At 60.9% G+C, this 19,875-nt stretch carries 20 protein-coding genes; 18 read left to right on the top strand and 2 right to left on the bottom strand.

What is annotated here, in order from left to right:
• Nucleotides 1-142: 142 nt before the first annotated feature.
• A complete protein-coding gene (locus tag PTZ19_RS24090; protein ID WP_276358192.1) occupies nucleotides 143-1,171 on the bottom strand; it encodes an aldo/keto reductase in 1,029 nt (342 codons plus the stop codon).
• Between the two features lie 97 nt (nucleotides 1,172-1,268).
• Here PTZ19_RS24090 and sigZ point away from each other — a divergent pair, with 97 nt between their 5' ends.
• From sigZ to pssA, 9 genes are all read left to right on the top strand, one after another.
• Nucleotides 1,269-1,865, top strand: coding sequence for an RNA polymerase sigma factor SigZ (sigZ, locus tag PTZ19_RS24085; protein WP_276358191.1), 597 nt, complete (start codon nucleotides 1,269-1,271; stop codon nucleotides 1,863-1,865).
• A gap of 280 nt (nucleotides 1,866-2,145) precedes the next feature.
• Entirely contained in the window at nucleotides 2,146-2,607 is a 462-nt protein-coding gene (locus tag PTZ19_RS24080; protein WP_276358193.1) for a CtsR family transcriptional regulator, read from the top strand.
• Nucleotides 2,608-2,673: 66 nt separating this feature from the next.
• Nucleotides 2,674-3,192 (top strand): protein-arginine kinase activator protein McsA, encoded by a 519-nt coding sequence (locus tag PTZ19_RS24075; RefSeq protein WP_276358189.1) that lies wholly within the window; start codon nucleotides 2,674-2,676, stop codon nucleotides 3,190-3,192.
• A 22-nt stretch (nucleotides 3,193-3,214) separates the two neighbouring features.
• Nucleotides 3,215-4,279, top strand: a complete 1,065-nt coding sequence (locus PTZ19_RS24070; protein ID WP_276358188.1) for a protein-arginine kinase McsB — start codon at nucleotides 3,215-3,217, stop codon at nucleotides 4,277-4,279.
• Nucleotides 4,280-4,319: 40 nt separating this feature from the next.
• Nucleotides 4,320-6,764: an ATP-dependent protease ATP-binding subunit ClpC gene (clpC, locus tag PTZ19_RS24065; RefSeq protein WP_276358186.1), complete on the top strand. Its 2,445-nt coding sequence runs from the start codon at nucleotides 4,320-4,322 to the stop codon at nucleotides 6,762-6,764.
• Between the two features lie 370 nt (nucleotides 6,765-7,134).
• Nucleotides 7,135-7,314, top strand: coding sequence for a hypothetical protein (locus tag PTZ19_RS24060; protein ID WP_276358185.1), 180 nt, complete (start codon nucleotides 7,135-7,137; stop codon nucleotides 7,312-7,314).
• A 61-nt stretch (nucleotides 7,315-7,375) separates the two neighbouring features.
• Nucleotides 7,376-8,743, top strand: coding sequence for a DNA repair protein RadA (radA, locus tag PTZ19_RS24055; protein WP_276358183.1), 1,368 nt, complete (start codon nucleotides 7,376-7,378; stop codon nucleotides 8,741-8,743).
• 14 nt (nucleotides 8,744-8,757) lie between these two features.
• Nucleotides 8,758-9,876 (top strand): DNA integrity scanning diadenylate cyclase DisA, encoded by a 1,119-nt coding sequence (disA, locus tag PTZ19_RS24050; protein WP_276358182.1) that lies wholly within the window; start codon nucleotides 8,758-8,760, stop codon nucleotides 9,874-9,876.
• Between the two features lie 133 nt (nucleotides 9,877-10,009).
• A complete protein-coding gene (pssA, locus tag PTZ19_RS24045) occupies nucleotides 10,010-10,753 on the top strand; it encodes a CDP-diacylglycerol--serine O-phosphatidyltransferase (RefSeq protein ID WP_276358180.1) in 744 nt (247 codons plus the stop codon).
• Nucleotides 10,754-10,883: 130 nt separating this feature from the next.
• Here pssA and PTZ19_RS24040 read toward each other — a convergent pair whose 3' ends face one another.
• Nucleotides 10,884-11,279, bottom strand: a complete 396-nt coding sequence (locus tag PTZ19_RS24040) for a nucleoside triphosphate pyrophosphohydrolase family protein (protein ID WP_276358179.1) — start codon at nucleotides 11,277-11,279, stop codon at nucleotides 10,884-10,886.
• A 178-nt stretch (nucleotides 11,280-11,457) separates the two neighbouring features.
• Between PTZ19_RS24040 and PTZ19_RS24035 the strand changes: the two genes are divergently transcribed.
• The 9 genes from PTZ19_RS24035 to PTZ19_RS23995 all read left to right on the top strand — a co-directional run bounded on the left by PTZ19_RS24035 (nucleotide 11,458) and on the right by PTZ19_RS23995 (nucleotide 19,805).
• A complete protein-coding gene (locus PTZ19_RS24035) occupies nucleotides 11,458-12,552 on the top strand; it encodes a PIN/TRAM domain-containing protein (RefSeq protein ID WP_276358178.1) in 1,095 nt (364 codons plus the stop codon).
• Between the two features lie 87 nt (nucleotides 12,553-12,639).
• Nucleotides 12,640-13,326 (top strand): 2-C-methyl-D-erythritol 4-phosphate cytidylyltransferase, encoded by a 687-nt coding sequence (gene ispD / locus PTZ19_RS24030; RefSeq protein ID WP_276358177.1) that lies wholly within the window; start codon nucleotides 12,640-12,642, stop codon nucleotides 13,324-13,326.
• 6 nt (nucleotides 13,327-13,332) lie between these two features.
• Nucleotides 13,333-13,809 (top strand): 2-C-methyl-D-erythritol 2,4-cyclodiphosphate synthase, encoded by a 477-nt coding sequence (gene ispF / locus PTZ19_RS24025; protein ID WP_276358175.1) that lies wholly within the window; start codon nucleotides 13,333-13,335, stop codon nucleotides 13,807-13,809.
• 45 nt (nucleotides 13,810-13,854) lie between these two features.
• Complete coding sequence (gene gltX, locus PTZ19_RS24020) at nucleotides 13,855-15,333, top strand: glutamate--tRNA ligase (protein ID WP_276358174.1); 1,479 nt, start codon at nucleotides 13,855-13,857, stop codon at nucleotides 15,331-15,333.
• Nucleotides 15,334-15,809: 476 nt separating this feature from the next.
• Complete coding sequence (cysE, locus tag PTZ19_RS24015) at nucleotides 15,810-16,502, top strand: serine O-acetyltransferase (protein ID WP_276358172.1); 693 nt, start codon at nucleotides 15,810-15,812, stop codon at nucleotides 16,500-16,502.
• Nucleotides 16,503-16,518: 16 nt separating this feature from the next.
• Complete coding sequence (gene cysS, locus PTZ19_RS24010) at nucleotides 16,519-17,937, top strand: cysteine--tRNA ligase (protein ID WP_276358170.1); 1,419 nt, start codon at nucleotides 16,519-16,521, stop codon at nucleotides 17,935-17,937.
• Nucleotides 17,934-18,431: a Mini-ribonuclease 3 gene (locus PTZ19_RS24005; protein ID WP_276358169.1), complete on the top strand. Its 498-nt coding sequence runs from the start codon at nucleotides 17,934-17,936 to the stop codon at nucleotides 18,429-18,431. Before cysS ends, PTZ19_RS24005 begins: the two co-directional genes overlap by 4 nt.
• Nucleotides 18,428-19,270: a 23S rRNA (guanosine(2251)-2'-O)-methyltransferase RlmB gene (rlmB, locus tag PTZ19_RS24000; RefSeq protein WP_276358168.1), complete on the top strand. Its 843-nt coding sequence runs from the start codon at nucleotides 18,428-18,430 to the stop codon at nucleotides 19,268-19,270. Before PTZ19_RS24005 ends, rlmB begins: the two co-directional genes overlap by 4 nt.
• The gene (locus PTZ19_RS23995; RefSeq protein ID WP_276358167.1) at nucleotides 19,257-19,805 is read left to right on the top strand and encodes an NYN domain-containing protein; all 549 of its coding nucleotides are present in this window, start codon (nucleotides 19,257-19,259) and stop codon (nucleotides 19,803-19,805) included. The genes rlmB and PTZ19_RS23995 overlap by 14 nt, the downstream gene beginning before the upstream one ends.
• The last annotated feature ends 70 nt before the right edge of the window (nucleotides 19,806-19,875 follow it).

Genomic DNA, 19,875 nt, shown 5'->3' with positions numbered 1-19,875 from the left:
AGGCAGGATGCATGCCCGAGCAGTCGACGAAGTCGACGACCAGGGCAGGATGCATGCCCGAGTTGTCGGGCGCGGAATAAGGACGCTGCAGTTTTCTGCAGTGTCCTTATTTTTTTGCGTATGCTGAAACGCACCCAGAATATCACCGAACCCTTGGATGTTTTCTGACTACCGATTCATTGCTTTCCAAGAAAGGCCATCCAGGGTACTCAATCGGCAACCGGCTTGCTTCATCCAACAAGTGCAATTCATGCCGCGTCAATTCGATGTCGCCGGCTTCCAAATTCTCATGCAACTGTTCGGGACGTTTGGCTCCGACGATCACGCTGGTCACGGCCCTTTGATGAAGCAGCCAGGCAATCGCGATTTTGGCCATCGTGGTACCGCGGGACTCCGCTATGCCGCGGAGCGCCTCCAGGACAGGGGACGCTTTCTCCTGATCGACTGGCGGGAAAGCGACTTTGTTGTGGCGGCGATCGGTATCGGGATTCCGGTCGGCAGCGTATTTGCCGGATAAGTAGCCGCCGGCCAGAGGGCTCCAAACGATCAGGCCCATGTTTTGGTCCAGCAGGGCCGGAACGATTTCCCGTTCGATATCCCTCGCGGCCAGCGAGTAATAGGCTTGGTTGGATTTAAACGCATGCAGTCCCCGCGTCTCGGAGATGGACCGGCTCTTCATGATTTGCCAAGCCGGCAGGTTCGAGCAGCCGATATAGCGGACTTTGCCGCTCCGAACGAGATCGTCGAGCGCACGCAGCGTTTCCTCCCAGTCGGTCAATTGATCCGGGTTATGGACTTGATACAGGTCGATATAGTCCGTTCCCAGCCGTTTCAGGCTTTGATCGACTTGCCGGAGGATATGCAGCCGCGATAAGCCGATGTCGTTGGCGCCGGGACCCGTTCGCGCTCTCACCTTCGTCGCGATGATCGCCTGATGCCGTTTAGGCTTCAGCGCTTGCCCGAGCAGTTCTTCGGCCCTGCCGTTCGCGTAGGCGTCGGCGGTGTCGAACAGATTCACGCCGGCGTCCAGCGCCATGTCGACCAATCTCCCGGCCTCCCGTTGATCGAGGGCGCCGAATGCCCCCCATCCTTCTCCGCCGCCGAACGTCATCGTGCCGAGGGCGATTTCCGAAACCAGCACGCCCGTATTGCCCAGCAAATTGTACTTCATCCTCTTTCGGCCTCCTTGAATTTGGTTTACATTAAGGATGACGCGGTTCGAATCAAACGGACGCAAAATCGGGATCCGAAAGAAGGAGCGTGTCCCCATGGTGAAGGATGTCTTATGGGAGCAGCATTACGAACCGATCGCCAAATTCGTCCGACGCCAAACCCGCTTTCATCCGGCAGCGGACGACATCGTGCAGAACGTGTTCGTCAAAGCGTTTTCGAAAATGCACGGCCTCCAGGACAAAGCCAAAATACGGGCATGGCTTCATCAGATCGCTCGGAACGAAATAGCGGATTATTTCCGGAAGGTCAAGAAAACCGAGGAACTCCCGGAGACCGTTCCCGTCGAGGACGTTTACGATGAAGGGGATGCCCCGATTCGCGACGCCGTCGAAGGCTTGCAGAACGTGATGAAGTTTTTGCCGGACAAATACCGGGAGGCGCTTGAGTTGGCCGAATTGAGAGGATTGTCGCAAAAGGATCTGAGCGAGCGCCTGGGGATTTCGTATTCCGGAGCGAAGTCGAGAGTCCAACGCGGGCGGGAAATGGTGAAGGAAATGATGACCGGCTGCTGTTCGATCGAAGCGGATCGTTACGGCAACATCGTAGACTATCGGGTCGAGAAGTACGGTCCGCCCCGCAAGCCGGGAAAACGCAGCCATCCGAACCGATCGGGAGATTCCGTTCCATCTTGAAGGCGTTCAGGATATTAACCGTAAGACACTTTAACGTTTACCGCGTGGAAGTGTCTTTTTTCATGCTGCACAATCGACGGGAATGGGATTGGAGCCGAGGAAGGAGATCAACGTCATGAAAAATAAGCCGGAGGAAATGATAATACCATACGGTTAACCGGACCGGCGCCGATTGGAAAGCGTCACCCGCCCGGTACTTGGCAATCCCGGAAAAAAGGCGTATAATGTGGTTAAAGTCAAAGAAAGTCAAAGTCAGAACGCCGTGAAGGGGGTGATGACGCTGCGCAACATTTCCGATCTGATCGAACATTACCTCAAGCAGATTTTGCAAAACAGCTCGGATGGCGCCGTCGAAATCCAGCGTAACGATTTGGCCGAAAAATTTTCGTGCGTTCCTTCCCAGATCAATTACGTCATCAGCACACGTTTTACCTTAGAGAAAGGGTATTATGTAGAAAGCAAACGGGGCGGCGGAGGCTACATCCGGATTCAACGCGTCGATCTGCCTTCGCTCGAAGCGGTTCAGCGTCACATTCACGAGACGGTCGGAGATCAAATCGATCAAACGGCTGCCGAAGGGTTAATTTATCAATTGGAGGAAGCCGATTTCCTGACCGATCGGGAAGCCCGGTTGATCCGCGCCGCCATTACCCGCGAGGTGCTGGCGCTTAAGCTTCCGCTCCGCGACGAAATCCGCGCCAGAATCTTGAGGTCCATCCTCATATCACTGCTGACCAAATAGATTACGCCTGCAGCAGAACCGTGAAAGCCCAGCAGCTGCGAAAACCGCGCGAAGGAGGAGATGCCCATGCTTTGTCAGGAATGCGGCAAACGCCCGGCTTCGCTGCATTTCACGAAAATCGTGAACGGCGAGAAGACCGAGCTTCACATTTGCGAATCCTGCGCCCGGGAGAGGGGAGAGCTCGTGCCCGGCACGCCGAGCGGGTTTTCCATCCACAACCTGCTTTCCGGCTTGCTCGATTTCGAGCAGTCCGGCGCGCACGGAGCCGCCCGGACGATGCCGGCGGTCCGCTGCGAGACGTGCGGGATGACGTACGCCCAGTTCAGCAAAATCGGACGTTTCGGGTGCAGCGATTGTTATAAGCAATTCGCCGATAAATTGGATCCGCTGCTCAAACGGGTACACGGGAATACCGCGCATGTCGGCAAAGTGCCTAAACGGGCCGGCGGCAAGGTCAAAGCCAAACGAGAAATCGACCGTCTCAAGCAGGAGATGCAGAGCCGGATCGAGCGGGAGGAATTCGAATCCGCCGCCAAGCTCCGGGACCGGATCCGGGAGCTTGAGAGAGAAATGGGCGCGGGCTGACAGGCCGAAAGGGGTGAACGACATGGCGAAGCGAAATTTCGCCAAACAGGCATTAAGCCGCTGGATGCAGGGAGAAGGTCCGGAATTCGACGTCGTGCTTAGCAGCCGGGTGCGGCTGGCCCGCAATTTGCGGGGGACGCCTTTTCCGATGCTGGCGAACCCGGCGCAGTCGAAAGCGGTCATGGAACAGCTGCTCGGAGTGGCGGAGAACGGCCGGCTGAACGGCCTCGGCGCTCTGGACCTCATCCGGCTGAGCGATCTGACCGAGCTGGAGAAGCTGGTGCTCGTCGAGAAACATTTGATCAGTCCCAACCTCGCGAACGAATCCCGCAACGGGGCGCTGATCCTTAGCCAGAACGAGGACATCAGCATCATGGTCAACGAAGAGGACCATCTCCGGATCCAATGCATGCGTTCCGGATTCCAGATCGAGGACGCTTGGAAAACGGCCAGCCTGATCGACGACGTGTTCGAGGAGCAAATCGATTACGCGTTCGACGAGAAATACGGATATTTGACCAGCTGCCCGACGAATGTCGGGACCGGCATCCGGGCATCGGTCATGATGCATCTGCCGGCGCTCGTGCTGACGGGACAAATTAACCGGATTCTCTCCGCCGTGACGCAGGTGGGCTTGGCCGTCCGGGGGCTGTACGGGGAAGGCAGCGAAGCGACCGGCAACCTGTTCCAGGTCTCCAACCAAGTCACCCTCGGGGCGTCGGAGGAAGAGATCATCGAGAACTTGCACCAGGTCGCGCGCCAGATGATCGAGCACGAACGGGCGGCCCGCAAAAAACTGATGGAAGAATCCCAGCTCCGGATCGAGGACCGTGTCCGCCGATCCTACGGCATCCTGTCGCATGCGGCGATCATCGATTCCAAGGAGGCCGCCCAACGGCTGTCGGACGTGCGTCTGGGGCTGCACCTCGGAATTTTGCCTCAAGTAGACCAGAAAACGCTGAACGAGCTGATGGTCTCGACGCAACCCGGTTTCCTGCAGCAGACCTTCGGAGAGGCCCTCCATCCCGAGCAACGGGACATGACAAGGGCGGACCTCATCCGCAGCCGACTGGAGATTTCTTCTTAAATCCATTATCCTTAAGACAATACAGGGGAGGTGTCGTCTCATGATGTTCGGAAGATTCACCGAACGTGCGCAGAAGGTATTGGCACTTGCACAGGAAGAAGCCGTGCGCCTGGGACACAACAACATCGGTACGGAACACATTTTGCTGGGCCTGATCCGGGAAGGGGAAAGCATCGCCGCGAAAGCGCTGATCGGCCTCGGGCTGGGACTGGAGAAGATCCAGGACGAAGTCGAGTCCCTGATCGGCCGCGGACAGGAGCAGCCCACGAATATCGCGTATACGCCGCGGGCCAAGAAAGTGATCGAGCTTTCCATGGATGAGGCGCGCAAGCTGGGACATACCTACGTGGGCACCGAGCATATCCTGCTTGGACTGATTCGCGAAGGAGAAGGCGTGGCGGCCCGCGTCCTGAACAACCTCGGCATCAGCCTGAACAAGGCTCGCCAACAAGTACTGCAGCTGCTGGGCAGCAGCGAAAGCGTGCAGTCGAACCACGGTCCTTCGGCGAACGTCAGCACGCCGACGCTGGACGGCTTGGCCCGGGACTTGACCGCCGCGGCCAAGGACGGCAACATCGATCCCGTCATCGGCCGCGCCAAGGAAATCGAACGCGTGATCCAGGTGCTGTCCCGTCGGACGAAGAACAATCCGGTGCTGATCGGGGAGCCCGGCGTCGGCAAAACCGCCATCGCCGAAGGGCTGGCCCAGAAAATCGTCAGCAACGAGATTCCGGAGACGCTCCGCGACAAACGCGTCATGACGCTCGACATGGGTTCGGTCGTCGCCGGCACGAAGTACCGCGGCGAATTCGAAGACCGGCTCAAGAAAATCATGGATGAGATCCGCCAGGCGGGCAACGTCATCCTGTTCATCGACGAGCTGCACACGCTCATCGGGGCCGGCGGGGCGGAAGGCGCCATCGACGCCTCCAACATCCTGAAGCCGGCACTCGCCCGCGGCGAGCTGCAGTGCATCGGCGCCACGACGCTGGACGAATACCGCAAATACATCGAGAAGGACGCCGCGCTCGAACGGCGCTTCCAGCCGATCACCGTCGATCAGCCGACGCCGGAAGAAGCGATCCAGATCCTTCACGGCCTGCGCGACCGCTACGAAGCGCATCACCGCGTGAAAATCACCGACGAGGCGATCGAAGCCGCCGTCAAGCTGTCGGACCGTTACATCACCGACCGCTTCCTGCCGGATAAAGCGATCGACCTCATCGACGAAGCGGGCTCCAAAGTCCGGCTCCGCTCCTATACGGTGCCGCCGAACTTGAAGCAGCTGGAGTCCCGCCTGGAGGACATCCGCAAGGAGAAGGACTCCGCCGTCCAGAGCCAAGAATTCGAGAAAGCGGCCGCCCTGCGCGACACCGAGCAGAAAATCCGCGAAGAGCTCGAAGCCACGAAGAACCAATGGAAGGAAAAGCAAGGCCGCACCGACTCCGAGGTAACGCCGGAAGACATCGCGCAGGTCGTCGCCAGCTGGACCGGCATCCCGGTCAGCAAGCTCGCCGAAGAGGAGACGGAACGCCTCCTGAAAATGGAGGACATCCTGCACGATCGCGTCATCGGCCAAGACGAAGCCGTCAAAGCCGTCGCCCGCGCCGTGCGCCGTTCCCGCGCCGGCCTCAAGGATCCGAAGCGCCCGATGGGCTCGTTCATCTTCCTCGGTCCGACGGGCGTCGGCAAGACGGAGCTGGCCCGCGCGCTCGCAGAAGCGATGTTCGGCGACGAGAACGCGGTCATCCGCATCGACATGTCGGAGTATATGGAGAAGCACTCCACGTCCCGACTGGTCGGAGCGCCCCCGGGGTACGTCGGCTATGACGAAGGCGGCCAGCTGACCGAGAAAGTCCGCCGCAAGCCGTACTCGGTCGTCCTGCTGGACGAAATCGAGAAGGCGCATCCGGAAGTGTTCAACGTGCTGCTGCAGGTGCTGGAGGACGGCCGCCTGACCGACTCCAAGGGCCGCACGGTCGATTTCCGCAACACGCTGATCATCATGACGTCCAACGTCGGCGCGGAGCAGATCAAGCGCAATTCGTCGCTCGGATTTACCGCCGTGCAAGATGCCGGCCGGGACTATCAGCAAATGAAGGAAAAGGTGCTCGCGGAGCTGAAGAAATCGTTCCGTCCCGAGTTCCTGAACCGGATCGACGAGCTGATCGTGTTCCACCCGCTGGAGCAGGAGCACATCGCCCGCATCGTGTCCCTCATGGCCGCGGACGTGCAGAAGCGCCTCCGGGAGCAGAACGTCCAGTTCGACCTGACGGATGCCGCGATGGAGTTCCTCGCCAAGGAAGGCTTCGACCCGACTTACGGGGCCCGTCCGCTGCGCCGCGCGATCCAGAAGCATATCGAGGACCGGCTGTCCGAAGATCTGCTGCTCGGCAAAATCAGCAAAGGCGACACGCTCGTCATCGACGAGAAGGACGGCGAGCTCGTGGTGCATAAGAAAGACGAAGTCGTAAGCAAAGCGTAACACCTGGAATGGATTTCGCAAAAACAACTCCGCTTCCCTCTGACCATCCGGTTAGGGGGAAGTTTTTTAACGATGAGCCCCTGGGCCCGCCGTTGTCCGGCTTTTCCGTGCATCGCCTCCCGATTTCAGCAAAAACCTTTCCGTTGTCCGGCTTTTCCGTGCATCGCCTCCTTGGTCCACCCCCTCTGCAACTTGGGAGCGAATACGAGATGAAGAAGGGGTCGTTCAATCCGTCGTCCCTTCTTGTCCGCGCCTGTCACCCTCCTCCCGGCCCAGCCATACCGTAGGAGTAGCGGATAAGCGCGCGAAACCTTGCCGTCGCGGCCGATCCATCGGCCGGATGCAGGGGCGCCTAAGGGAGGGAAAAATATTGAGCGGAAGCTGGAAGCGAGGCGTATGGTGGAGGAATCCGCTGGCGCTGCTCGGCGGAGCGGTCGCCGCCGTGCTGGTGCTGGTGCTGCTCAGCAAGTTGCTGATCGTGCTGGCGTACTTGTCGGGCGGCGTGATCCTCTTGCTGGTCGCGCTGTGGTTGTTATGGCGGTGGCTCTGATTCAATGTTACACTTTTAAGGAGAGGCGTCACCGAACGAAGAAGGAGTAACCGCGATCGCGATGGCCAAAATCAAAGTCAAATTCGTATGCGCCGAATGCGGCGCGGAAGCGCCGAAATGGCTGGGCAAATGCCCGGGCTGCGGGGGCTGGAACACGATGGTCGAAGAGGCCGAAACCGTGGTCAAAGCCCCCGTCGGGAGAACGGAAGCGGTTCGGACGAAAGAAAAGCCGCGTTCCATCATAGATATAGAAAGCGGACGTGAACCGCGCATTCCGACGGGCATGCAGGAGCTGAACCGGGTGCTGGGGGGAGGCCTCGTCCCGGGTTCCCTGCTGCTCGTCGGCGGCGACCCCGGCATCGGCAAATCGACGCTGCTGCTCCAGACGGCCAGCCGATTGGCCTTGCAAGGACTCAAGGTCCTGTACGTGTCCGGCGAGGAATCGGTCCGGCAGACCAAGCTGCGGGCCGATCGTCTCGGCGCGTTGTCCGACCGGCTGTTCGTCCTCTGCGAGACCAACCTGGATTACATCGAGGAAGCGGTCGCGGCCATGGAGCCGGACTTTCTCGTGATCGATTCCATTCAGACCGTCTACCGCCCGGACGTGCCGTCCGCCCCGGGCAGCGTCGCGCAGGTGAGGGAGTGCACCGCGCAGTTCATGCGCGTTTCCAAAGGCAACGGCGTCGCGACGGTGCTGGTCGGCCATGTCACGAAAGAAGGGGCCATCGCGGGTCCGCGCCTGCTGGAGCACATGGTCGACTGCGTGCTCTATTTCGAGGGGGAACGCCACCATACGTACCGGCTGCTGCGCGCGGTGAAAAACCGGTTCGGATCCACGAACGAAATCGGGATTTTCGACATGACGGAAGACGGGCTGCGGGAAGTGGCGAATCCTTCCGAGCTGTTCTTGTCGGAGCGGCCGCTCGGCGTCGCCGGATCCACGGTGGTGGCCAGCATGGAGGGGACGCGCCCCGTGCTCGTGGAGCTGCAGGCGCTGGTGTCCCCGACCCATTTTCCGTCTCCCCGGCGCATGACCTCGGGGATCGACCATCACCGCATGTCGCTCGTGATCGCCGTGCTCGAGAAACGGCTCGGGATGTTCATGCAAAATCAAGACGCATACGTCAACGTAGCCGGCGGCGTCAAATTAGACGAGCCCGCGGCGGATTTGGCGGCTGCCGTCAGCTTGGCGTCCAGCTTCAAGGATTTGCCGACCCGCCCTTATGACGTCATTTTCGGGGAAGTCGGGCTCACGGGCGAGGTGCGGGCCGTATCCAGGGCGGAACAGAGAGTCAAGGAAGCGCATAAGCTCGGTTTCAAACGCGTGATCCTGCCGGAACAAAGCCTGAAAGGCTGGCAACCCCCGGCAGGCCTGCAGGTTATCGGAGTCCGATCGGTGGCGGACGCGCTCAAGGCAGCCTTGGAATGAGGGGGGACCATCCGATGAAAGAACCGAAGGACAAAGAAAAAGACAAGGAAAAAGAGAGAGAAAAGGATCATCCCCGGGAGACGATGAACCAGCTGCTGCAGATGGTGGCGCCGGGCACCCCGTTCCGCGACGGGCTGGAGAACGTGCTGCGGGCCAAGACCGGGGCGCTCATCGTCGTGGGCTGCGATCCGGAAGTCATGAAGGTCGTCGACGGCGGCTTTTCGATCAATTGCGATTTCAGCCCCAATTATCTATACGAACTGGCCAAAATGGACGGCGCCATCATCCTCAGCGAAGACGCCAAACGGATTTTATACGCCAATACGCAGCTGATTCCGAATCCCGACATCTCATCGATCGAGACGGGGATCCGGCACCGGACCGCGGAGCGGGTGGCCAAGCAAACGGGCAAGCTCGTCGTTTCGATATCCCAGCGCCGGAACGTCATCACCTTGTATCAAGGACAGCTTCGCTACGCGCTGAAAGAAGTCGGCGTGATCTTGACGAAAGCCAACCAGGCGATCCAGACGCTCGACCGGTACCGCGCCGTGTTTACCCAAGCGCTGACCAACTTGTCCGCGCTGGAGTTCGAAGAACTCGTCACCATGCACGAAGTCGCTTACGTGCTCCAGAGGGCGGAGATGGTGCTGCGGATCATGGGCGAGATCAACCGCTACGTCCTCGAGCTCGGCAACGAAGGACGCCTCATCAGCATGCAGATGGAGGAATTGGCCGGCTCGGCCAAAGAGGAGACGCTCCTGCTGATCAAGGATTACGCCAAAGAGCCGGGGGACGAGAAGGTCAGGGAAATTTTCCATTCCCTCAAGAAGCTCACGTCCGAAGAATTGCTGGACAACGCGTATTTAATCCGCCTGCTGGGCTATCCGTCCATCAGCTCCGTCGCCGAAGAAGGGCTGCTCCCGCGGGGCTATCGCATGCTGAACAAAATCCCCCGGCTGCCCGGGGTGATCATCCAAAACCTGGTGGAACGTTTCGGAGCTTTGCCGCACATCGTGCATGCTTCGATCGACGAATTGGACGAAGTCGACGGAATCGGCGAGGTTCGGGCGCGGGCGATCGTGGAAGGGCTCAAGAGAATCCAGGACCAGGTGTTTATTGACAGACAGATATGACGGGGAATACAATGAGGTTTGGCGTTCGCGATTCCGTCACGGACATGTCCGCTTTTGCTCCCAGGTTCGATGCCCTGGCAACGCTTCTAAAGATCGGCAAGAATGGGCATAGTAAAGTCGAGGTGGGTACGTGATGATTACGAAATCCATACCGAGCATGTTTACGATCGGCAACCTGGTTTTGGGCATTATCAGCATCATCCTGTCTTTCAACGGAGAAGTGAACAGCGCCGCCCTGCTCGTGATTATCGCCATGCTGCTCGACGGTCTGGACGGCAGAGTGGCCCGGGCGCTGAATGTGACCAGCGAGTTCGGCAAAGAACTCGACTCCCTATCCGACGTTATCTCGTTCGGGGTCGCCCCCGCTTTTATTATGTATCAGGCCGCTTTCATGGAAGCGTCCATGCCGCCGGCCGTCGCCTGGATCGCGACCGCCGTCTTCCCGATTTGCGGAGCGCTCCGTCTCGCGCGGTTCAACGTGATCGAAGGCATTCCCGGCTATTTCATCGGACTGCCGATTCCGGCCGCCGGAGGCGTCTTGGCGACCTTGGCGCTGTTCCACCATGAGCTGCACGTATCGCTGCTCCTGATCAGCACGCTGGCCCTTTCTTTCCTGATGATCAGCAACATGAAATATCCGAACTTCAAAAAACTCGGCCTTCCCAAAGCCGCCATGTGGGCCGTGCCGATCGTGGTGGTCGCGGCCGCGGTGCTGGCTTATTCGTTCCAGCAAGCGATCCCGAAAGTCATTCTGGCGATGCTGCTGCTGTACGCGTTATGGGGACTAAAAAAAAACGTTGAGCGCCTGCTGCCCAGACGGCTTCGCACGAGAAGGAGCCGCGCCGCGGAGCGGCAAGAGCAGGAGCATAGCGCCTGAAAATCGTACGAAAAGTTACCGGATCCGATCTCGATGGAGAGCGCGATCCGGTTTTTTTCAAAAAACGAGCGGCGTGCCGTTTCGCCTTCGAGGAGGCGATTCGGCGCGCCGCTTTTTCGCGTCCCGACCGTCAGGTGAGGTTGAAAAACCCAAGCGTCGAGCATTTCTCCGATTCCTTCCGGACCACGTCGTCCAGGTTGATGCCGAGTAGGTTGCACATCGCGGACAAGTAGAACAGGTTGCGTCCCATTTCGCTGCGGATATGGTCCCGGCAAGTCTCGCACAAGGTGCCGTTCAGGTGGGATTTGGACTGCTTCGCGGCCTGGTCGAACGCCATATCCTCAGAGAATCCCTGGTTCCGGGCGTTGAGTTCAATGCAGCCGCATTCCGTGATCGCCTTGGCCGCCGACCGATTGATCGACGCGCCCGTCTGGCTGAACTTGGTCATAATATCCAGCAAGCTTCGATGGCGAAGCAGGACTTCCGATACCTGGGTTTGGAACTCGTGCAGCGTGGGTGCGCTCATCCGGATCCACCTCGGTTAACTGATTTTGGCTACTTCTCCATTATAGTGCATGGCTCATGCCTTTTCAAAAGAAGAAGTTTTCATCTTGAAAAGCTTAGCGCAAGATTAGCGCCTCAAAAAATGGAACATAATAGTAACGGAATAAACGAAAGGGATTCGTAAGGAGTGTGTTTCGGGAATGATGAAAAGAGTCATTCAGGCGGTCGGCCTTTTGATGGGCGCGCTGATCGGGCATGAGTTATCTTCATGGAGATCGACCGGGGGGGCGGCATGGATGAATCCGCTGCTGGGCATGCCGCAGGCGGCGCCTTCCGGCAGCTCGTTCGGCGCGCTGATCGGCGCGTTCGCCGGGCTGATGGCGGCGACGGCGATGTCCGGCCCGCTGCTTCGTTCGCTGCAGCAAGGCATCGACCGCGCGTCGGGGTTGCCGGTCCGGGAGTTGCTTCCGGGCGCTGCGGGACTGACCGCGGGAATCGGAGTCGGCTCGCTGCTCTACCCGTTTCTGTCGAACATCCCCGGCGTCGGGCTATTGCTGGCGGCGGCGGCGACGGTGGTCTTGGCGTATGCCGGCATGACGATCGCCTCGCGCAAGAAGGACGAGCTCGGGGAATGGTTCGGGGCCCGCAAAGCGGGGCAGGTTCCGGCGGAGGAGCGGTCTAGTTACGAAGAGCACAAGATTTTGGATACCAGCGTCATCATAGACGGCCGCATCGCGGATATTTGCAAGACGGGCTTCATCGAAGGCACGCTGGTCATCCCGGAATTCGTGCTCGAGGAGCTGCAGCACATCGCCGACTCTTCGGATCTGCTCAAGCGCAACCGGGGGAGGAGAGGGTTGGATATTTTGAATAAGATCCAGAAGGAGCTCGACGTCAAGGTCCTGATTTACGAGGAAGCGGTGGAAGAGCCGGGCGAAGTCGACAGCAAGCTGGTCAAGCTGGCGAAGGCGATGCGGGGCAAGGTCGTGACCAACGATTTCAATCTGAACAAGGTGTGCGAGCTGCAAGGCGTTTCCGTGCTGAACATCAACGATTTGGCCAACGCGGTAAAGCCGGTCGTGCTCCCGGGCGAGGAAATCGTCGTCCAAGTCATCAAGGACGGCAAAGAACATGGGCAGGGCGTCGCCTATTTGGACGACGGTACGATGATCGTGGTCGAGGGCGGCCGGGATTTCATCGGCACGACGATGGAGGTGCTCGTCACCAGCGTGCTGCAGACGTCCGCGGGCCGCATGATCTTCGCCAAGCCGAAGCTATTGGAAAAAGCGCTCTAAACAGGTATGATAAAAAAATACGGGCGGGACGCGCGTTACGGTCCCGCTCTTCGGCATTTTTCATGAACAAAGGGGAATCGCTCGGTCATGAGATGGGGAGCCGTCGTCGTTGCGGCCGGAAGGGGCACGCGGATGGGCGCGCCGGAGAACAAGGTATTCCTGCCGCTGGCGGGCCGTTCCGTGCTGGAAATGACGCTGGAGGCGTTCGAACGGTGCGCCCGGGCGGAAGCGGTCGTGATCGCGGCCGCCGCGGATGAGATCGGCCGGGTGGAAGCTTTGGTCCGCGCCGCCGGGTTCGGCAAAGTCCGGGCGGTGGTGGCCGGCGGCGCCGATCGGCAGGCCAGCGTGAAGGCGGGGCTTGAGGCGCTGGAGACCGAAGGCGCGCTCGTGCACGACGCCGCCCGGCCGCTCGTGACGCCGGAGCGGATCGAAGCCTGCTGCCGGGCGGCGGAGGAACACGGAGCGGCGGCGCTGGCCGTTCCGGTGAAGGATACGATCAAGGTCGCCGAAGGCGGCATGATCGTGGGGACGCCAGACCGCTCCACGCTGCTGGCGGTGCAGACGCCCCAGGCGTTCGGCCGGCTGGAGCTGCTGGAGGCGCATCGGCTGGCGAAGGAAGCCGGCGCTTCGGCCACCGACGACGCGATGCTGTTCGAGCGCCTGGGGCGAAAGGTGGCGGCGGTTCCCGGGCACGAGACCAACTTGAAAATCACGACGCCGGAGGATCTGCTGCTCGCGGAGCTGATCCTGCAGCGGCGCCGGGAGGAGACGTAAACGGCCATGATTCGGATCGGACAAGGTTTCGACGTGCATCAACTGGCGGAAGGGCGGCCCTGCATCATCGGAGGGGTCGACATTCCGTTTGAGAAGGGACTGCTGGGCCATTCGGACGCCGACGTGCTGCTGCACGCGATCAGCGACGCCGTACTAGGCGCATTGGCGTTGGGCGATATCGGCAAGCATTTTCCCGATACGGACCCCGCCTACAAGGGAGCGGACAGCGTCGTGCTGCTGCGGCGCGTGTGGGCGCTGGCGAAGGAGCGGGGCTATGCGCTCGGCAACGCCGACGCGACGATCATTGCCCAGGCGCCGAAGATGGCGCCGCACATCCCGCGGATGGTGGAGATCATCGCCGGCGTGCTGGAGGCGGAGGCTTCGCAGGTGAACGTGAAGGCGACCACGTCGGAGAAGCTCGGCTTCACCGGCCGCGGGGAAGGCATCGCCGCCCAGGCGGTCGTATGTTTGGTCCGGAAGTAATTCGCGCGATTATCGATTCATTTGATCGAAGGAGGCTGCTCATCCATGACATCCAAAGTCCGCGTGCGGTATGCGCCGAGCCCGACGGGCCACCTGCATATCGGCAACGCGCGCACCGCCATTTTCAACTACTTATATGCCCGCCGCCACGGAGGGGAATTCATCATCCGCATCGAGGATACCGACGTCAAGCGGAACGTCGAAGGCGGCGAACAAAGCCAGCTGAAATACCTCAAGTGGCTCGGCGTCGACTGGGACGAGAGCATCGACGTCGGAGGGCCGTACGGTCCCTACCGCCAGACGGAGCGCCTGGACATTTACCGCAAGCATACGGACGACCTGCTGGAGCGGGGGCTGGCCTACCGCTGCTACTGCACCGAAGAAGAGCTGGAGAAGGAGCGGGAGGAGCAGACGGCCCGCGGCGACCAGATGCCCCGCTATTCCGGCAAATGCCGCCATCTCACGGCCGAAGACCGTACCCGCTTGGAATCCGAAGGCCGCATTCCGAGCATCCGGTTCATCGTGCCGGCGGACCGGACGTATGCGTGGGGCGACATGGTCAAGGGCGAAATCTCGTTCCGCTCGGAGGATTTCGGGGATTTCGTCATCGTCAAGAAGGACGGCATTCCGACGTATAACTACGCGGTGGCGGTGGATGACCACTTAATGGAGATTTCCCACGTGCTGCGCGGGGAAGACCACATCACGAACACACCGCGCCAACTGATGATTTATGAAGCGTTCGGTTGGACGCCGCCCCGGTTCGGCCATATGACGCTGATCGTGAACGAGCACCGCAAAAAGCTGTCCAAACGCGACGAATCGATCGTGCAGTTCATTTCGCAATACGATGATTTGGGCTATTTGCCGGAAGCCCTGTTCAACTTCATCACGCTGTTGGGCTGGTCACCGGAAGGGGAAGAGGAAATTTTCTCGCGGGAGCAGCTGATCGGCATTTTCGATGCGGACCGGCTTTCGAAGAGCCCGGCCGTTTTCGACACGGCGAAACTGAACCACATCAGCCAGCATTATCTGAAAACGCTGGAGCCCGCGGATTTGGCGAAACTGTGCCTGCCGCAGCTGCAGCGCGCGGGCCGGCTGCCGCAGGAGCTTTCCGGCCGGGAGTCGGAATGGGCGACCGCCTTGGTCACCCTTTACCGCGACCATCTTCGTTTCGGCGCGGACATCGTGCCGCTCTCCGACCTCTTTTTCCGGGAATCGGTCGAGATGGAGGACGACGAATCCCGCGCGGTGCTCGCCGAGGAGACCGTGCCGACGGTGCTGTCGGCGTTCAAGCGCCGAATCGAAGGCATGGATGAGGCTTCCTTTACCGTCGAAGGCATTAAAGCCGCGATCAAGGCGGTGCAGGTCGAGACCGGCGTCAAAGGCAAAGGCTTGTTCATGCCGATCCGCGTGGCGCTGACCGGCCAGATGCACGGACCGGACCTGAACGGCACGGTCTGGCTGCTGGGACGCGAACGGGTGCTGAAGCGGCTGGAAGGCGCCCTGGAAACGCGGGCCTGACGTTCGGCCAATCGGCGTTCGGCCGATGTCCGGTCCCTTGTCACTTCGGGCCGTAACGGCTATACTGGGTGTAGGATCAGAGTTGAATCGAGCCATCGCGACGAACAGGAGAGTACGTTTGCGACCGGAATGTCCAGAGAGGGCGGCACCAGCTGAGAACCGCCTCATTCCACGCCGAACGGAAATGCGCCTGGGAGCCGCGCCGCCGAGCGGGATCCGGACGAAGCCGTCCGAACCCTTTAAGCGGCGCCGGTCGGCCCCGTTACAGGCCTATAAGGTGGAGCCGATTTCCCGAGCGGATAACCGCAGGAGAAGTCCGGGCGGGATGGCTCAAGCAGGGTGGAACCGCGTATGACACGATACGTCTCTGCAGCGTCAGGCTGCAGGGACGTTTTTTATATTTTCCGTCTGACGTCCGTTCGCTGCGTCCGCAGTATGGATCGATCGGGGAACAAGGGTTCAAGGGAGGGATTGGCATGGGGGTATGGAGCACGATCAAGTCCGACGTCGACGCGGTGATGGAGAACGATCCGGCGGCGAGAAGCCGGTTCGAAGCGATTTTCACCTATTCCGGGCTTCACGCGATATGGGCGCACCGGGTCGCGCACTTCTTCTACCGGCGGAAGTGGTGCACGGTGGCCCGGATGATCTCGCAGATCAGCCGGTTTTTCACCGGCATCGAGATCCATCCCGGCGCGCGGATCGGCCGCAAGCTGTTCATCGACCACGGCATGGGAGTCGTCATCGGCGAGACTTGCGAGATCGGCGACGAGGTCATCATCTACCAGGGCGTGACGCTCGGCGGAACCGGCAAAGAAAAGGGCAAGCGCCATCCGACGATCGGCAACCGCGTGGTCATCGCATCCGGCGCGAAGGTGCTTGGATCCTTCAAGGTAGGGGACAATTCGAATATCGGCGCCAACTCGGTCGTGCTGCGGGAAGTGCCCCCGAACAGCACCGTCGTCGGCATACCGGGCCGCATCGTCAAGCGCGACGGCTTGCGGGTGACGGACCGGCTGGACCATACGAACCTCCCCGATCCGCTGATCGAGACGTTCCGTTTCATGCAGAAGGAGATCAACGATCTCAAGGCGGAAGTCGAAAAGCTGAGGGCGGAAGCCCGGCGCGCGGAACGGCCCGAACCGGTAAGCACCACATACGAGAGATAAAGGAGCTTGTGGAATCGTGACACTTCGGATCTACAACAGCATGACGCGGCGGATGGAGACGTTCGTGCCGCTTACGCCGGGCAAGGTGAACATGTACGTCTGCGGCCCGACCGTTTACGACTATATCCACATCGGCAACGCCAGACCGCTCATTTTCTTCGACGTGGTGCGCCGGTACTTGGAGTATTCGGGGTACGAGGTCAACTTCATCGTGAATTTCACGGACGTCGACGACAAGATGATCCGCAAAGCCGAGCAGCTCGGCACCACCGTTCCCGAGATCGCGGAGCGGTTCATCGCCGCTTACGTGGAAGACCGGGACGCGCTGCGCGCCAAAGCCCCGACGGTGACGCCGCGGGTTACGGATACGATGCCCGAAATCATCGCGTTCATCCAGGAGCTCGTGGACAAAGGGATCGCGTACGAGAACGGCGGCGACGTGTATTTCCGGACGAACCGTTTTCCGGAATACGGGAAGCTGTCCCACAAAAACCTCGACGAGCTGCAGTACGGAATCCGGATCGAAGTGGACAAACGGAAGGAAAATCCCCAGGACTTCGTGCTCTGGAAAGCCGCGAAGCCCGGCGAGATCAAGTGGCCCAGTCCATGGGGAGAAGGCCGGCCGGGTTGGCACATCGAATGCTCGGCCATGGCGCTCCGGTACGCCGGCAAAACGCTGGACATCCACGGCGGCGGCCAGGACCTGCAGTTCCCCCACCACGAATGCGAAATCGCGCAGTCGGAGTCGCTGACGGGCGAGCCGCTCGCGCGATACTGGATGCATAACGGGTTCCTCAATCTCGACAACGAGAAAATGTCCAAATCGCTCGGCAACGTCGTGAACGTGAGGGAGATTCTCAAAACGACGACGCCCCAGGCGGTCCGTTACCTGATGCTGGCGGCGCATTACCGCAGCCCGCTCAACTTCAGCACGGAGACCGTTCAGCAGGCCGAGAACAGCATCGAGCGGCTCGCCAACTGCCGCGATAACCTGAAACACCGGCTGGCCGCCGTGGAGACCGGACTTACGGCGGAACCGAACGCGGAAGACTCGGGAATCATCGCCCGTCTGGACGCCCTGCAAAACGAATTCGCCGAACGGATGGACGACGATTTCGGCACGCCGGACGCCATCACGGTCTGGTTCAAGCTCGTCTCCGAAGCGAACGCCTACCTCCAGCGGCCGGTCGCACGGGAGAACGTGCTGCGTGAAATGCTCCGGCGGATCGCGGCGCTCGACGAAGTGCTCGGCCTGCTTCCTCCGGAAGCGGGGAACGAGCTGCTGGACGAAGAAGTCGACGCCTTGATCGCGGAACGGGCCGACGCCCGCCGCAATCGGAACTTCGCCCGCGCGGATGAAATCCGGGATTTGCTCGCCGAACGGGGCATCCTGTTGGAAGACACGCCCCAGGGCGTCCGGTGGAAACGGAAATGACGGACCGGGAACCGGCGGTTTATTCGTCCGACCCCGTCATTGCCCCGATGCCGCCCAGCGGTATTCCCGTGGAGCAGCTCTCGCCGGTCGTCTTGGCCTACATCGGGGACGCGGTGTTCGAAGTGTATGTGCGCCAGCGCCTGATCGCGGGGCCGATCCGCAAGCCGCATGAGCTGCACCGGGCAGCGACGCGGTACGTGTCGGCCGCCGCCCAAGCCCGGCTGCTGCAGCGCTGGATGCCGCTGCTCGGCGAAGAAGAGGCCGACGTCGTGCGGCGGGGCCGCAATACGAAGTCCGGCCAGCCGCCGAAGAACGCCGACCCCGGCGATTACCGGCACGCCACGGCGTTGGAGTGCCTCGTCGGGTACTTGTTCTACCGCGGGGAACGAGGAAGGTTGGAACAATTGATCGATCTGGCCTTCGCTCCGTCGGAAGGTCCGCTTTCGGGGGAAGCGAAGCCCGGTAATCTCACGCTAAAGGAAGATCAGCCATGAACCATCGGAATCGCGGTCAAGGACCGGAAGAGGGAGCGGAAAGCCGCGAAGGGGACGAGTCGTACCTGGCCGGCAAGCACCCTGTGCTCGAAGCGCTCAAAGCCGGCCGTCCGCTGAACAAGATTTGGGTGTCGGAGCAGGTTCAGCGCGGTCAGATCGCCCCGATCCTCGAAGCGGCCAAAGCCCGGGGCGTCGTCGTGCAGCAGGCGGACAAGCGCAAGCTGGACCAAATGGCGCAAGGGCTTCCCCATCAGGGCGTCGTCGCCCAAGCGGCTGCCGCCTCCTACGCCGACGTGGAGGAAATCCTCGCGTTAGCCGCGGAGAAAGGGGAGTCCCCCTTTCTGGTGCTGCTGGACGAGGTGGAGGATCCGCATAACCTGGGCTCCGTGCTGCGGACGGCGGAGTGCACGGGCGTTCACGGCGTCATCGTGCCGAAGCGGCGGAGCGCGGGACTGACCGCGGTCGTGGCCAAAACGTCCGCCGGCGCGGTGGAATACGTCCCCGTCGCCCGCGTGCCCAATCTGGCGCAGACGATCGACAAGCTGAAGGAAGCCGGCGTATGGATCGCGGGCGCGGCGGGCGAAGCCGGAACCGAGGTCTACCGGGCCAATCTGACGGGGCCGCTCGCGATCGTGATCGGCAACGAAGGGCGCGGCTTGTCCCGGCTGGTGCGCGAACGCTGCGATTTCCTCGTCTCGCTGCCGATGTTCGGCAAGATCAACTCGCTGAACGCATCGGTCGCCGCCGGGGTCATTCTGTACGAAGCCGTCCGGCAGCGCAGGGCGGGGGCCGGTTCCGCTGGCGGAAAGCAGGGCGGAGACGGCCATGCTCCGTCGTGAGGACGTCCTCATCGTCGACGGCTACAACATGATCGGCGCTTGGCGGGAACTCGCGGCGCTCAAGCAGGACAAGCTCGAAGACGCGAGGGACCGGCTTCTGGACATGCTTTCGGATTTCCAGAGCTTCGCGGGCTTGACGGTGATCGTCGTGTTCGACGCTTTCCGGGTGCCCGGGCTCGGTTCCTCCTTCCGCCACCGGCGGCTGCAGGTCGTCTATACGCGGGAGCGGGAAACGGCGGACGAGTGCATCGAGCGGCTGGTCGGACACTGGACGTCCGCCCGCCGCAACCTCTACGTGGCGACCTCCGATATGGTCGAACAGCACGTGGCGTTCGGGAGAGGCGCCTTGCGCTTGTCCGCCCGGGAACTCAAGCTGGCGGTCGACCAAAGCCGCCGCGAAATCCAGACGAGAATCCGGGCGGAACCCCCGCCCAAGCGCAATCCCTTGGGCGGCGCGGTCAGCGGCGAGGTTCAGCGGAAGCTGGAGCAAATGAGAAGGGGGATGGAAGGTAAGCTTCCTCCGGATGGGGATTGATGGCATTTTTTCCACGGCAAGCGGCTTCCTTTCGGCTCAAATCCATTGACGGTGCGGGTTTCTTCAAGTA

The organism is Cohnella caldifontis (assembly GCF_029360585.1).
Taxonomy (GTDB): Bacteria; Bacillota; Bacilli; order Paenibacillales; family Paenibacillaceae; genus Cohnella; species Cohnella caldifontis.
The sequence above is the reverse complement of the archived record's forward strand: the minus strand, read 5'-3'. Positions and strand labels throughout refer to the sequence as shown.